Source organism: Prosthecobacter debontii, assembly GCF_900167535.1.
GTDB lineage: Bacteria > Verrucomicrobiota > Verrucomicrobiia > Verrucomicrobiales > Verrucomicrobiaceae > Prosthecobacter > Prosthecobacter debontii.
Map to the genome: position 1 here is coordinate 71,294 of NZ_FUYE01000008.1, position 16,275 is coordinate 87,568.

General features: G+C 53.5%; 1 protein-coding gene. It reads right to left on the bottom strand.

Annotation, left to right across the window (positions count from 1 at the left end; genetic code table 11):
- Positions 1 to 475 precede the first annotated feature (475 nt).
- Positions 476 to 16,186: a beta strand repeat-containing protein gene (locus B5D61_RS25750; RefSeq protein ID WP_176159412.1), complete on the bottom strand. Its 15,711-nt coding sequence runs from the start codon at positions 16,184 to 16,186 to the stop codon at positions 476 to 478.
- Positions 16,187 to 16,275: the final 89 nt, after the last annotated feature.

The window sequence follows — 16,275 nt, forward strand, 5'->3', positions numbered from 1 at the left end:
CGCGGATTCCCCGGCTTGTATCCGAAACCTATTTCTGACCTCCAGACTAAATTTTCATCCGAAAAATGCACCAACCAACCATGTAAACCTTACACCTATCACAAAAAAGCTTCATTGATTCTCAAAAAGCGGCATTGGCGTCCTAAAAAACGCGAATTTTCCGATGCAAGTTCCCTCAATAAATTGGGTCCTCACAGATTCGCAAAACCAATAAACAAGGTTTTTCTTATACTATATAAACCAAAACCCCTTGTCCGTTTCGACAAACACGAGCTCAGACAGGGCATTTCTTTTTATTTTAACCGTTAAAAGACTTTCTGCGAGCAAACGTCGGGATATCTGCCGAAATCTGTCAACGGCCACCCTTGCAATCCACAACCTTTTTTAAAAGCCGCTTTTCTTCCCTAGAAAGCAAAACACCCATTCTCCCACCCCAGGGAAAATAGGTGTATCACGAAGGGATTTGAACCAAGAACTAACGGCGGCGGCGGCGAGCAAAGACAAGCAACAAGCCCAGCATCACAAGCAGAAGACGGCTAGGCTCTGGCACGACTCCAACGACCATCAGGACACCGTAAGACTTAAAGAGATCCGTGTTCCAACTCAGGCCACCTGTAAGAGCAGGCAGGTTGAACGTCTGAGTCCCGGCGATGTTATTGGTGCCCAGGGACGCCCAATCGACAACCTGGAAGATCGCACCATAACTAGGGTTGTAGCTATTGAGGAAGCTGCTTGAAACCGTGATCGTTGAGTTCAGAGTGGGTGAAGCAGAACCGCTAACATAAAGTTGGTCATGCTGAGTCGTTCCCGATTCATAGCTGTTGGTCCAGGAAGCAGGCACAGCAAATGTACTCGGACTCGACAGGTAAGCCGACACTCCATCTGCATCTATCAGCGTGGCTCCTCCGACCTGTAGGAAGAGCGAAGACCCTGTGTTAGCCGTCAATGTGCCGACAGTCAGTTGTCCGATCATGCTGACGTTACTCGCATCAAAGGAGCCCGGTGAAATCGAACCACTGGTCGTCAAAGAGCCCGAAATGCTGCCTATCCCCCCAAACACCGTGCTGGCCGCAGCCGTCAAGTTACCCGATCCGATCGCCGAACCCGTGGAGTTGTTAACCAACAGAGTTCCGACGTCCAGAGAGGTAGGACCTGTGTATAGATTTGCACCCGATAGCGTCAGAACACCAGTGCCTGATTTGATCAGCCCGCCTGCGATGCCGGAGCCGTTAAAGTTTGAAATCACTCCACTGATGATTGTCGAACCTGTGCCTGTGATCGTCAAAGTTCTCCCCGTCGCTGTGGCTTCAGACAAATAAACTGAACCCGCTAGATTTAGCGCATTTCCCGTCGTGGTATTGTTGGTCAGAGTCCGGCTCCCACCACTGTTGGTGAAACTGCCATTGATAGTGAGTCCGACACCACTCACTGTCACAGAACCGCCCACAATCGTATTGTTGGAAATGGTTCTGGCAGCATTGAGGGTCTGGACGGTTCCTGTCGTCAACGTCAGTGTTCCACTGGCCAAGCCACCGTTGTTGTTATTATTCAACTGAAGCGTGCCCGAGGTGAGTGTCGTGCCTCCAGTGCCCGCGTTGCTACCCGACAAAATCATGGTGCCCGTCGAGTTGGTCGTGGTGCCGTTGTAAACGTTGGCTCCGGTCAGTTCGATCGTTCCTGCACCCGACTTGGTGAACGCACTTGCGGCACCGGGTCCGTCGATGATAGCGCTGTTGATCGTCACAGGCCCTGTGGAAGACAAGGTCAGAGTCCTGGCCGTGGCAGTATCCGTGAGTTGCAAATAGTCTCCGTCAAACACCGTCGCTTGGGTATTGGTCAATGTGAGGGTGTAGCTCCCCCCTGTCTGCAAGACGTTTCCAGTAAAGGTCAATGGAGCAGAACCGCCAATGGCGGCCGATCCGAGCAAATTCAGGCCTCTCAGTTGAGCTGAATTGCTGCCCAAGGTGAGTGTCGTGCTGGCGGACATCGTCAAATCGGTGGTCGTTGGCAGAGCATTGCTAACCCCATAGACCAAGGTTCCAGTCGTCAGGGTGGTAGCACCAGCGTATTTGGCCACCGCATTCAAGGTCAACGTGCCGGCACCGATTTTGGTAAAACCGCCATTGCCACCGTTACCGATGGAGTTGGCCAAGACGATGTTGAAACCGTTGGTATCAAAAGTGCCACCTGTGGTGGTTTCAACGGTGCTGGTTGCAGCCACGCCAAAGGTCACAGGTGCGGCAGAAACATCGAATGCCGCACCAAATTTCAGCACGCCTGCGTTAAACACCAAGCCACCGATCCCCATGCTCCCGAGTTTATTGAGAGAGTCGATTTGCAGCACCCCTTGATTTACGGTGGTCGGCCCAGTGTAGCTGCTGCCCGTGCTGGTGAGGATCAGAGTCCCCGCTCCAGATTTGGTGAGCGAAGCACCGAGCGAAGTGAACGGAGAACTGACGGTCACCCCTGCTGTAGCAGTGTTGGGCACGTGGAAGATATATTCATTCGAAGTGCCTGTGGTAATCCCGCTGAAACCGCTGAGCGTTACACCTTGGGTTCCAGTAATCAGGAAAGCCCCTGAGTTGATATTGAGCAGAGCACCGGCACCAGCAAGGGTGATACCCGCCGTGGTGCTCGTATTGTCAATGAACAGCGAGTTCATGATGCGGGCCGTCGAAGCATCCAAAGTCAAATCAGCTGCGCTCGAATAACGAACGTTGTTGAAAAGAGTAATCCCACCAGCAGCCGTGAGCTGCTCATACTCAGTGCTTAAATCCAGCGGGCGGAAACCCGTCGTGGTCGCATGGGTAATGAAGCTGTTACCGGTGCCAGTAATGCTGTTAGACCCAATGGCCCATGGCAATATGCTGAGGGTCGATGTTCCCGCAGCTCCAGCACCGCCCGTCAAAGTCGGTACAGTCGCCGCCACGAAGCGTCCTGTATGAATCGGGTCTCCAGGAGTGGTCGAAGTGGTGCCCAGATTCTGTCCACGCACCAGCAAGGTCGCCCGGTTACTACGAATCAAAGAAGCCGCCGTGATCGTCATGTTACGTTGAGTGGTGCCAGAGGTGTTGCTCGCACTCACTGTCACCGTATTGGCACCGCCAAGGAAAGTGAGAGCACCAATGCTTTCCGCTTTGTTAGCGTCGTTACGATCGTTGTTCGCCCGCAAACCATCGATCCCGCCCGTATTGATCATCGTGACTGGAGCATTGTTATTGATTTTGTTCGCCGAGCTCTCATTTCCACCCGTGAAATCAAGTAGCATCGAACCCGCATTCAAAGTAACCGACCCGACATTGGTAAAGTTCGCGATGGTTCGAGAACCGAGAGTCAATTGACCTTGATTGACGATCAGATCACCGGTGAAGGTGTTAACTCCCGACAGAGAAAGTGTGCTTGCGCCTGTTTTGACAATGCGTCCGTCTCCAGAAATCACCCCTGCATAGGTCGTGGTGGAGATCTGATTGATCGTCAGTGTATTCGATCCCACTGAAACCAGGGCAAGGTTATTCAAACCGGTAGTCGCTGAACCACCCTGCAAGCTGCCAATGGTCTCGCTGTCTAACAGTTCCAAAGTGCTGAAATGATCATCTGCCAATGTAACTACAGAGCGATCTCCAATGGCGTTGCCTCCAGAAACTTGGATCGTGCCATTCTGAAGATTGGTATTGCCACCATAGTGATTGGAGCCGTCCAGAATCAATGTGCCTGCCCCGGCTTTGGTCAGAACGGTCGTCCCCGAAAGGTAAGATGAAATACGGAAGCTGCTGCTGGTGCTATCCGTCGTCACGACCAACTCGCCCGTGCCAGAAATCAGTCGTCCACCAGTGATCACCGTCGGACCTGTCGTGACATTTTCAGTCTGAAGGATACCACCACTGCCAATCGTGAGGTTCCCGATAGATTCGATGGTGATGGTCGATCCTGTAGCAGCATCGAAACGCAGGCTGTTAATGTTCGCAACATTTACCGTGCCTGTGAAACCGGCTCCCGCATTGGTCACATGATCTCCAGTCAACCAGGTGCTGATATCATTCTTGGCAGCAGCATAAGTCAGAGCCACGATTTTGTTAGCCCCGTCATTGATGGCGAAGTAGGTCCCTGTGCCATCATTGATGGTGGAGAAGGCCGTGCCTGTGCCCAACAAACCCGTTGTCGCGTTGTTTGTGGTGGTCGTGGTGATGACACCGCCAAGCCCGGTCACAAAACGAATCGTTCCTGCACTTGCTGCACGCGTGATCGCTCCCAGGTTGAGAGTGGTCGTGTAGGTGGCCGTGCCATTGACATTGATCTGGTTGGCACCTCCGTTCGCTAGAGTAAAGCTGGCCACATTCTGGATGGTATGGTCGAGAACACCGCCATTGAGTGTCAGCGTACCACCGCGCATGTCTAAAGCCGCAGCGGTGCTCAATTTAGAGTTGTTATCGAGGCTGTAGTCCAGAATCAGATTTCCCGAATCAAGGCGGCTGGCCACTGTAGCAGTCAGGCCACTGTTATCCCCTTTCAGAGTCACATCGCTCATCCCTTGTTTCAGAATGCTTGCCACACCGGCCAGATCAGCTTCGATGCTGCCTCGGAAAAGACGGATACCACTGAGCCAATCATTGCCCGTGTAGGTCACCGTCACTGTTCCAGAACCTAAAACAGCCCCCTCGTAGCCATCGGCAATCGAACCGATATCCAGGCGAGGTGTCGTAATGTTATAAATATTCGTATTCAGGGTGCCTGTGCCACTCGTGGTGCCATCGGCTAGGAGGATGAAGTCCAAGCCATTCGCATTCGCTGCCCCGTTGATGTCATGGGCATTGAGGTTAATGACGGCACCGCCACGAGCATACAGACCGCTGCTTGTTCCACTCGGAGAGGCCGCATTCCAGACCCCTGTGGTGTTCAAATTCAAGACAGTGCTCGCACCTGTCACAACGATATCATCATTGACTGTCACCACCGTATCTTGAAGCGTCACGGTGCCGTTGTTGATCAAGAAGTCGTCCGCGATACTGGTAGCCCCTCCTGTAAGTGTCCAGTTTCCTCCCGTGACTGTAATGTCTGCTGTTGCTGTGCCGCTCGCTGGTGGCGCTACAGTGACACCACCGGAGATGATGCCCTTGCCCGAACCACCCAACGTCAGTCCAATATTCGCCGTGGTGGTGATGGCCCCTGTATAAGTGATCGAGGCGTCAGAAGTGCCATTCGCAAACAAGCTGCTGGCAGCCGTCACACTGATCGCACGATTGGTGCTCTGATCAACATTTCCGATGAAGCTTAAAATACCTCCACCCAAAGAAATGCCGTCGCTTCCCTGACCCAAGTGGCTTGCGGCCCCGCCATTATTACTCACGGTGCTGAACTCCAAAGTGCCCTGAGTAATCGTGATGCCACCGGTGAACGTGTTATTACCCGTCAAGCGCAGGATTCCTGTTCCTGTTTTGACCAGACTGCCATTACTGATCACACCCGGGAGAATGGCTAAATCAGTGGTAAGCGCTGTGTTATCCACCACTTGGACGGTGCGGCTGCCTCCATTCAGGTCGATATTGTGAGTGAATGTCACTGCACTATCTGCGGTTACGGAACCGAAAATCAAGGGTGCTCCACTCGGCACAAAATTCGTTGTGCTTCCCCACACCAACGGATTCGCAGCACCACTGAGGGTGACCGAAAGATCCGCCCCACGCGCAGAGAAACCACCTCCATTGGCAAGCCATTGGACTTGATTATTCCCCGTGCCCAAGGCTCGGGTAAAGGAACCACTTCCTTCATAGACACCACCATTGAGAATCAAGTTGGCCGTGATTGCATTGAGCCCGAGGATCGCACCCGCGTTAATCTGATACCCTGTCGCCGCATAGTTATTGTTGGTGACACCACGGAGATCGAGAGTTCCAGCACCATCCTTGGTGAACAATCCACTACCGATCAAGGTGTTCATTTCCCAAGACATGTCGATATCGGCAACAGTGCTATTCGCGATATTCACCGTGATTCCTACAGTGCCTAAGTCTAAGGTCCCGGCTCCATTGATCACCGAAGTGAGGTTATTGTTGGTGCCACTGTAGGTCACTCCAGTCACGCTGAGCTTACGGCCAGTGCCAATGGTGATCAGCGAATCTGATCCGGCTGCACCGCCCGCCATTGTCAGCAGGGCCACAGACTGATCCTGGGATGAGCCAATCGTTAGGTCACCCGAATTGACGGTCAGGTTACCCGTGCCGATCTTACCATTGCTAGCCAGAACCACACTGCCTATTCCGACGTTGATGGTGGTGTTGCCCGTGTAAGTGTTCGTTCCGTTAAGCGTGGTTAGACCCGTGTTGGTAATCGACAAGCTATTCGCCTGAGTATTGCCATTGCCGTTGGAAATAACGCCATTGATGGTCGTTGCGCCCGTTCCAGCCAAGGTCAGTGTTCGAGCACTAGCGGTATCCGTATTGATAGCAACGTTTCCGAGTGTCAACGTGCCACCATTGATACTGCTGGTCAGAGTGCGGCTGCCCCCCGTAAGACCTGTAACCGTGCCATTGAGCGTCAGGCTTTGGTCACCGGACACCGTCACGGCGGTTAGTGAAACATCGTTAGTTAGTGAGATCCCAGGCATCAACGCCTGAAGGGTTCCGGCAGTCAACACCAGTTGCCCACTACCGAGACCGCCATTGCTGGCATTGTTAAGTTGCAGAGTGCCCAAAGTCAGGGTGGTTGTGCCTGTGTAAGTGTTAGCTGCAGCCAGCTCGAGAACACCTGTCCCTGTTTTGTTAATGCCTCCATTCACTCCCGACAACCGCCCACTGAGGACCGTTTTTTCGGAAGCAGAAGATGGATTATCCACCACCTGAATCGTTCTCACGGCACCGTTCAGGTTGATACTGTGTGGGAAAAACACCGTACTATCCGAAGTGGTTGAACCGAACAAGAGCTGACCCGTGCTGGACACAAAATTGGCCGTACTGTCCCAAGTCAGAGAGGTCGCAGAACCTCCAAGCAATACTGTAAGATCTCCTCCCCGTGCAGAGAAGCCGCCATTGGCACCGACAGCCCACTGAACCTGTCCATCACCCGTGCCTAAAGCACTGGTGAATGTGCCGCTGCCTTCATACACACCACCTTTTAAAACAAGGTTACCAACTCCGAGATTACCAGCAAGAGCTCCCCCAGTGATGGTTGTCGGCCCTGTGTAGGTTTGTGTTCCGGTAAGAGTCAAAGTGCCCGTTCCTGATTTAGTGACCCCGATTGCGTTGGCACCGCCATTTGTGTTGGCGATATCGCTGTCATAAACAAAGTGGCCATTGGCTGCGTTAGTGGTGTCCAGAGCAATAGCAGAGCCGTTTTTGAATCCTCCGGTTGCATTCCCAAGACCGAGAAGGGTATCCAACTCAGCAGAAGTAAATTCCCCACTACCCCCCACATTGACGCCGAGAGTCGCACCCGATTCGACAACGATGTTCGAAGTGGTCCAGGAGGCCAAATTGTTGTTATACAGAGATGTTAGACGGCTGAGCTGGAGGGTGCCCGCCAGAACATTGGTCGGCCCCGTGTAGGTATTACCGGCCGACATCAGCAGGATGCCCGCGCCAGTTTTATTGATGCCAAAACCGGTGCCGACGACAGACCCTAAAGTCAATGTCCCCACACCAGCGCCATTGACGTTATTGACATTAAACGTAGGCGTGCCGACGAGGACGGTATTCCCAAAGGTTAAGTTTGCGACTCCAGGAGCGGTGTTACCGTTGCCGTTGATATAGTTCAGCGTGTTGTTGCCGATCACCAGCACCCCCAGGGTTTGGGTGATGTTCGCATTCGATGCCGTGGTTCTTCCGGTCGAAATGGTCGAGTCTCCAGTCACGACCACGTTATTGGCCAGAATCGCCCCGCTATTGATACGGATATCGAGAGTGCCTGAAGCGAGGTTGATGAGTGATTTATTCGTCGTCCCCAAGGAGCCTGCGGCTTGCAACCGCAAGGTGCCTCCATTGACAACTACCGTTGTGCTCGCAGCCACGTTAGCATCGGTTGTGCTTCCTAGAAGGAGAGTGCCCACTCCGGTTTTCGTGAGGGTCGTTCCGGGAGTTAGATAGAACTGATTCGCATCGTCCAATTGAAGGATGCCGCTTGCATTGCCTACATCAATCGTGCCGCCGCCAGAACCGATGACAAAACTTTTACCGCTGGCAGCGGTGGGATTCAGCGTGTTTGCGCTGCTCAGGCTGAAAATGCCTCCATTCTGAAGAGTGTAGGAGTGAGCTCCCGCTGCACCGATCGGGCTATTGGCGTCCGCATTGTTCAGTTGTGATACAGCGACCGACAAGGTCGAGCCCGCACCATCAATCAACACGTTGCCTGTAAAAGTATTCACACCGGATAGCATGACTGTGCCACCGCCATTGATCGTTAAATTACCTGCACCAGAGACCACCCCACTGACAGATAGGAGCGATGTCGTATCATCCACCGTCCACGTCTGACTGGTCGATAGAGCGACCGGCACGGAAATAGCCACGTTCGCGGCTGCACCAGGTTGCATCACAATGCCATCGCTTCCCAGAGTCAATGAGCCCAGACTGCCTGCCGCAATGGTGATGCCAGAGGTGGTCGAAGACAGGAATTTCAGCCCTTGGATGCTATAGTTGTTATCCAAGGTCGTCGTGATCGGTGAAGCAACCACATTGCTGGCACTAAAGTTCACCACATTGCCAACACCCGGAGTGAACCCTGCATCGCCAACACCATTGGCAGCCAAGGACCAGTTCGTATTTCCTCCAGCCAATGTGGCCCAACTGTTATTGACATCTCCGGTCCAATACACATCACCACTGGCTGCTGTGCTCAACACATTGAGCGTCACACTGCTACTGGTAGTGGATAAGCTATACATATATCCCCCAGGCAGTGAACCTAGCTGCGGAGTCCCAGTAATGCTAGCAGCTCCAGTGATGACCTGGTAGGAGCCCAGATCAAATCCACTGCCAGCAATGGCGTCAATGTAGCCACCACCCGCATTGATGATCAAATTCCCCCCGTTCAACTGAATCCGGTCTGACGTCGTTCCCAGCTGGAAGCCCAGCGAACCACCGGTCGAAGTCCCACCCAAGATAATGTTGGCATTCAGAGCCAAGGTCATGGTGCTCCCCACTCCATCAGGATAGAGATTGAAGGAAGCTGAACCCGTTTCACCGACTCTCAGACTCGATGTGTTGGGCAGCACATTGCTGGCGACCGACAAGGCTCCACCATTCACCACCGTGGCACCGCTGTAGGTTTGCACACCTGTCAGAGTCAAAACACCGTCCCCCGTTTTAGTTAGACCGCCCGAGACGTTCGCAGTATTCAAGGGTAAAGAGGTGACTGATGCCCCTGTGCCACCACCACCTGAAAGGGTGATCGTGGGCACTGTTCCTGCGGTATACGTTCCAGGGTTCGTGATGACGATACCCGTGACAGCACCATTGCTAATCAAAGCATAACCGGCAGCCGGGGTGCCACCTGCCACGACACCTGCTGTGCTAAACACAACGGCTGGAGCTCCCACGTAGCCACTGCCACCAGTCACCTGGAGATTGGCCTGAGTGACACCCGTGCCACTCGCCCCTTTCAGCACACTGGAGGAATCGTTCAGCGTCGTATTGAACCCATTGGTATCCACCGTGAGTCCACCACCGAAAGACGGAGCACCGCTCACGCTGCTATTATCAATCGCTCCAAACAACGTTGCGGTGTAGGTGATTCCAGCCGTCGAAGCCGGGATCCAGCTTGAAACAGAACCGGTGAATTTCAGAGTGCCTCCCGAGAAAGCCAAATAGGCATTGTTAGCTCCCGAGGCATTCACACTGCTACTGATGGCTGAACCAACACTCAAAGTGCCTCCAGCCAAGTTGACAAAACCCGTGTTGCCGCTGCCGTTCGTCGTGTTGTTACCAAACCGGATCGGCTGGGCACCCACCGTCACTGTGCCGCCAGCCAAATTCAGAACACCATAAGTTCCACCAGTCGTCGTCGAATCCATGAAGATGGCGAAAGGATTGTTAGATCCCGTGTGATCGATAGCACCATTCCCAGCAACGGTGATCTGGCCTAAGCTGTAACCGTTGATAAACCACTCCGCATTCGTGTGATCGAGGAATCCTGTGCCTCCGACATATACCACGCCGACTGACGAGGTCGCTGTATTGAGAGCACTGCCCAGACTTCCCGAAGCGTTGGTATCCCAGCGGTTGCTATTTTTGTAAGTTCCTCCTGTCAGATTGAAATACCCATAGGACCCCGCAGCACGAGCCACATATTGAGAGTTACCCGTGCCTGGAGTGACGGTCACTGTTCCTGCAGTCTGATTATAAACTGCAACAGCTCCCGAAGCATTTCCCCCTGTTGTCGAAAACAGCGTCATATCACCACTAACATTCACCACTGCATTTCCTGCATTGCCACCATAGGCGAGAGTTGATGAGGTCGTATTTCCCGTGATTGAACCGCTGATGTTTAGAACACCTCCGTTGACGACCGTGTTGCCGGTATAGGTGTAGTTCCCAGGAATGCTCCAAGTGCTTGCCTCGTTCTTGGTGATACCAAGTGTGGCAATGTTACTACTGAATGAGCCAGCGAAAACGTTGACAAAACCTGTGGAATCTCCAGCCAACACCAGAGATTTCGAACCCGCTGTTGTGGAGGTAATGGTTCCATTCAGAGTGACGGCGGAGGTGCCATCATTGTCGATACCCCCGCCACCTGTCGTTCCGACAAGGTCAAAATTGCGATTAATGGTTCCGCCCGCTCCGGTCACCACCAGCATACCCGTTGTGGTTCCCTGACCAAGGCGAATAGTGGCATTGTCGCCAGTTTGATTCCCTAAATATCCAGGAACTCCTGCGACAGGAACGGAGGGGATACTCAGGCTTCCGTCCTGAATATGCGTGTAGCCTGTGTAATTGTTCAGAGCGTTGGTGAGCACCACGGTCTGCCCTGCGGTCTGTTTGATAAAGTTAGCACTCCCAGACAAAATGGAATCCACACGCCCTTGGTTCGCGATGATCTCACCCGTTACTGTGAGCACACCGCTGCCTGTGATCAAGCTGTCCGCTCCAGAGAGGGTCAGGGTAGGAACTGAAGCATTAAACCCAGCTAGGTTCAGCGTGCCACCACCAAGGACAAGCCCCGTATTGGGAATCGCCTGATTCAGACCTAAAACCAATGAGCCGCCATTGATTGTTGTGTTACCCGTGTAAGCGGGAGTCGCGTTCAAAGTCAGACTTCCTAATCCCGCCTTGGTCATACCTCCCGTCGTATTGTTACCAAAGACATTGGCCAGCACTACATTGTTACCGTTGGTATCAAAAATCCCCCCCCCACTACCGAAATTGATAGTCCGTGTGGAGACGTCAAAGGCACTTCCCGTTGCCCAGCGCAGAGCGCCTCCAAAGAAGTTAAGATTACCCGAACCCAGCGCACCGAGAGCATTGATCTCGATCGCACCTTCATTGAAATAGGTCCCGCCCGTGTATGAATTGGTTAGGCCGTTCAAGACCAATGTTCCTGCGCTTGCCTTCGTCAAAGCAGCCCCGGTCGTTGTCAGGGGTGAGCCCAATGTGAACCGGTCGTTCGTCACAAAAACGATGTATTCGCTCGTGTTCGTGGTGATGCCAGAAAAGCCTGTCAGGGCCGTATTGTTGGCCGAAGCGCCTGTCGATAATAGAGCACCGGCTGTCAGCATCAAGCTGTCGGAGGCTGGACCTGTAACGGTCACTGCCGCGCTGGTAGAATCAATCGCAAGTGCGTTGATCGTCCGCGCGCCACTAACGGCGGTCAAACTACCGGTTGGAGTTGCGGTAAATCGAACATTATTGGTCGATGACGCTGTCATCCCATTATAACCCGCTTGATCGAAGATGTATTCCGCGCCAGCTCCGCTCGCCGTGGATAATGGACGGAGGCCATTTGTGGTCCCCGTATTCATGACGAAGGTATTCCCAAGTTCAGTCGTCCCAGGAGTTCCTGATGTACTGTGTCCAATCAGATATGGGAAAATGCTAATCGTCGTTGTTGCTGCGGCACCACCACCACCGATGGCTGCCAACGTTCCCGTCGGAGCATTGCTCAGAATCAGTTGTCCGCGTTGTCCCGAAGAGGCCCCCAGTGAGCGCCCACGCACGAGCGCAGTTGCATTGTTGTCGCGAGTCAGCGGAATGGCGTTGCCCACGGTCAAAGTCCCGACAGCACTGCTTCCGCCTGAACCGTTGAGTGTAATGACGTTTTGTCCCGCTCCCAGAGCGATGGTTCCCATCGTGTCTCCACGAGCGCCATTATTACTGGCATTCAAATGCAGGCCATTGGTCCCAGCTGTGTTGTTAAGCGTGACCACACCTGTGTTCGCCAATCGATCTTGGCTGCTACTCTGATCCTGTAGATTCTGCAATTCACTGCCATTGACAACAATGTCCAGTGTCCCCAGGCGGCCAACACCGCTACCGCTTAGAACCATCACCCCACCATTGATGATCAATTTACCCGCAAAGGAGACCGATGAATTACCATTGTAGGTGAGAGTGCCCGTTCCATTCTTGATGATCGTCGCATTGGCAGGCACTGTAAAGGCCCCCGAATAAGTGGAGTTCGAGACTTGATTCAGCGTCAGCACTGAACTGGCTCCAAGCAGCACATTGGCGCTACTCGAAGATCCACCGCCGCTGAGTGCCCCGATGGTTTCAGTCTGCCCAGCTAACAAACTCAAGGTTGGACTTCCGCCCAGGTTTAGCAATGCGACAGAAGTGCTGTCAGCAATTGATTTTCCTCCCGTCAACTCAATGGTTCCATCCTGGATCGTAATCGTTCCGGAAGAAGTATTCACGCCAGTGAGACGAAGCGTTCCCTTCCCTGATTTAGCAATGGTATCCCCTGCAGCAATGGTGGAACTCACGTCCAAATACTGCGAGCCATCCACGATAAAAATCAAATCTCCACTCAACCCAGATGTCAATCGCCCACCCGTAATGGAACTGATGCCTGTAACATTGCTGGTTTGCAGAATACCGCCGCTTCCAATAGTCAAAGTTTCACCATTGGCAATGGTAACCGTCGAAGCTCCAGCCGCATTGAAACGCAGCGTATTGAGGCTTAATGAAGAAGCCAGGGACCCAGTGTAGCCACCCGCATCTGTCGCATTCAGTCCAGCGCTCCACGCATTCACATCATCGCTCACGGTCGAGGTGATGCCCACGATATTTCCCCCGGCTGTATTGGTGGCATTGATGGCAAAATTTGTTCCACTGCTGTCTGTCACGGTCGCAAAAGCCGCGCCTGCACCTAACAAACCTGTAGTTGCGTTATTCAGCGTTGTCGTGGTGACCCCGTGTGTCGCGCTCTGAATCCCATCGGGAAGATTAAAGCGGACGGTGCCTGCCCCTGCTCCGACAGCTCGGGTCAAGGCACCCAAGTTGAGAACAATCTCCTGACCGCTACCGGCATTCAGAGTGACCGTCGCGGCGCCACCGGCGGCGAAGGTCGTGCTGGCCACGGTATGGCTGGAGTTGTCACCCGCGTTACCATTCATAACGAGCTCTCCCCCGAGGAGACTCAGCGCACCCGTTCCCACTTTAACAGCGTTTTCCGCAGTGTAATCAAGCACCAAAGTCCCTGCGTTCAAAGTCGTCGCGCCGGTCATGGCGATATTATCACCCGTCATCCAAACAGTCCCCAAACCGCCAACCGTGAGTGTCCCGGTGAAGGTATTGTTGCCGGACAGAAGCATGTTACCATTGCCCGATTTAGTGATGCCTCCGGTCGAAGTGAGAGGCACCGTCACCGTTAGCTCAGGCAAATTGTTCGGCACCGCGGTGCTGTTATTCACGGCAAAAGTTCTTGTCGCGCTCAGAGCCACCGTCCCAGCCCCAGTGATCATCGATGCCTGGGGATTATTGTTATTGTTGACCGTCAGAGTGCCCCCCAACGTCAACACCGATCCAAGGCCTAAAATGATGTTACCTTGGCTAGTCGCAGCCGAACTTGAACCATTGATCGTTATCGCGGCCAAGGTTTGTGCCACACCAGGATCGAGCTCAAGGCGAGCTGGTCCAGCAGCATTCGCAATCACCATGGTGCCCGTAGATGAAAGTGCATTGCTCACGGCGAGACGCAAAATCCCACCATTGACGTTTGTTCCACCTGTCCAAGCGCTGGTTGTGGTATTGGCCAACGTCAAGGTACCTGTTCCCGTCTTGGTCAAGACGTTGCCAGCCGCACCACCTGCCGCAAAGATACCCGAGAAGGTCGTTGAAGTGTTGTTACCGCCAACAGCCAATGTCTTGGTGCTGGTCCCTGAATTGACGATCGTTCCACTCCCGGCGATTGACCCAACAGTCAGTGTTTGGCTGCCTGCCGAAGCCAACATATCGAGGGTGGCTATGGAAGCAATCGTCACAGGACTTGATGAGGTGATGCCATTCGCGCCGTTACCCATTTGCAAGGTCCCTTCGACGATGTTGGTCGGCCCGACGTAAGTTCCAGTTGCTGCCAATACCAGCGTTCCTGGGCCGGTCTTGTTGAATCCTCCTCCCGTGGTGCCTGTAACGGCTCCTGCAAACGTCAATGCCGTCGCCGCATTCGTCACCTCGATGGTCGCCATGCCACCGGTCAAAGCAAAGGTGTGGCTACCAGCCGATGTTCCGCTCGCTATCGTTCCCGTGGCACCGGTATATTGCAGCGTCGCTCCATCCCCAATCGTGACTGCCGTCGCGACACCAGCGCCTAAGCCTCCTGCACCGTTGGCAACCGTGCTAAAACTGAGCGTGCCACCATTGATGAAGATGCCCCCTGTAAATGTATTGGTTCCGGTCAAAACCAACTTACCGGTGCCAGCCTTCGTCAGGGTGGAATTACCAATACCATTGGCAATGGCGGCACTGATGGTTAGGGTGCCTGAGCCGTATTGATGGATCACGAGATCCGAGTTCGTCGCCGTATTGCTTTTCAGAGTTCCCGTGCTGCCGCTAATCGTGTAGTTGTTCGCACCCGTGAACAAGAGGCCACCACTGGTAAGAACCAAGCCATTGGTGCCGATGGCCAAGCTTTGCCCCGAAGCACCAGCATTGATTTTGAGGGAATTCGTCGTGGAGGTAGGATTGGTTACCGAAGTGATCTCTCCGACTACGGTAGAGTCGATTCGCGAATTCACCGTATTGGAAGCCGCCATTGTCGATCCCGCCACATCCGTGTAGGTGCTCAACCCCACTGTAGCGGTATTGACTCCCGTGTTCGCAGCCCAATTGTAGGCCCCTGCCCCATCTGTAAAGACGACTCGACCGTTCACAGTGGTGGCCGTATTGAGTGCTTGGTTAAACGTAACTGTCGTGTTCGCTGGAGAAGAAACCAGAAGCGAGCCGCCTGCTGCGCTGGAGGTAATCGTCCCAAGTGCCAACGTTGTGGATGTCCCTCCATTATTGTCCATGAGGATGGAACCGCCACTCGCGCCTAAGGTAAAATTGCCCATGCTCTGGCTCACCGTCGCTCCAGAGCGTCCCTTCAATGCCAAATTTCCCCCACCGATGGTCAACGCCGATCCAGACGCCAAGATGCTGCTCAAAGAACCCGCGGTAAAATCCAGCAAAATAGCACCGCCATTGATCACCGTGTTGCCCGTGTAAGTGCTGGCAACAGTTGGAGCCAAGGTCAGTGTTCCCGCGCCGACCTTGGTAATGGCCACTCGTGCCGTTGTTGTGGGTGAAATGGTCCCTGAGAACGTGGTGTTGGTATCGTCACGACCAATCGTCAAAATACGGCTTGTGGTTGAAGTGTTGGTCACCAGACCTGAACCACTGAGCGATCCAATCGTGAAGGCATTGTTGACCTCCATGATCGCGCCCGAAGCAATAGTGACCGCCGAACGAATGGGTAGGCCCGTGGTGCTTGAAACCGTCAGAGTTCCCTGATTGATGGTTGTCGCTCCTGCATAGGTATTGCCAACATTGAGATTTAACAATCCCGTTCCATTTTTGATCAGATTCCCACCCGTTACGATTGCCGTGGTCACTACCGTTGTATTGCCACTGCCAGCGAAGATAACATCCGACAAAATACTCCGCATACCACCTGACAAAGTCAGCACATTCGCGCTAAGCGCGTCGTTGGTGATGGTTAGATCATCATTGAATTGAATACCTGCCGAGATCGTATCCGCACCACCCGCACTCTTATTGATGGTCAACGGCCCCGCACCATCAAAAATCAAATACCCGCCGGTCCCACCAGCTAACGTAAAGGTTTCAGCGCCTGAACCCCCCCCTATATTCAGCG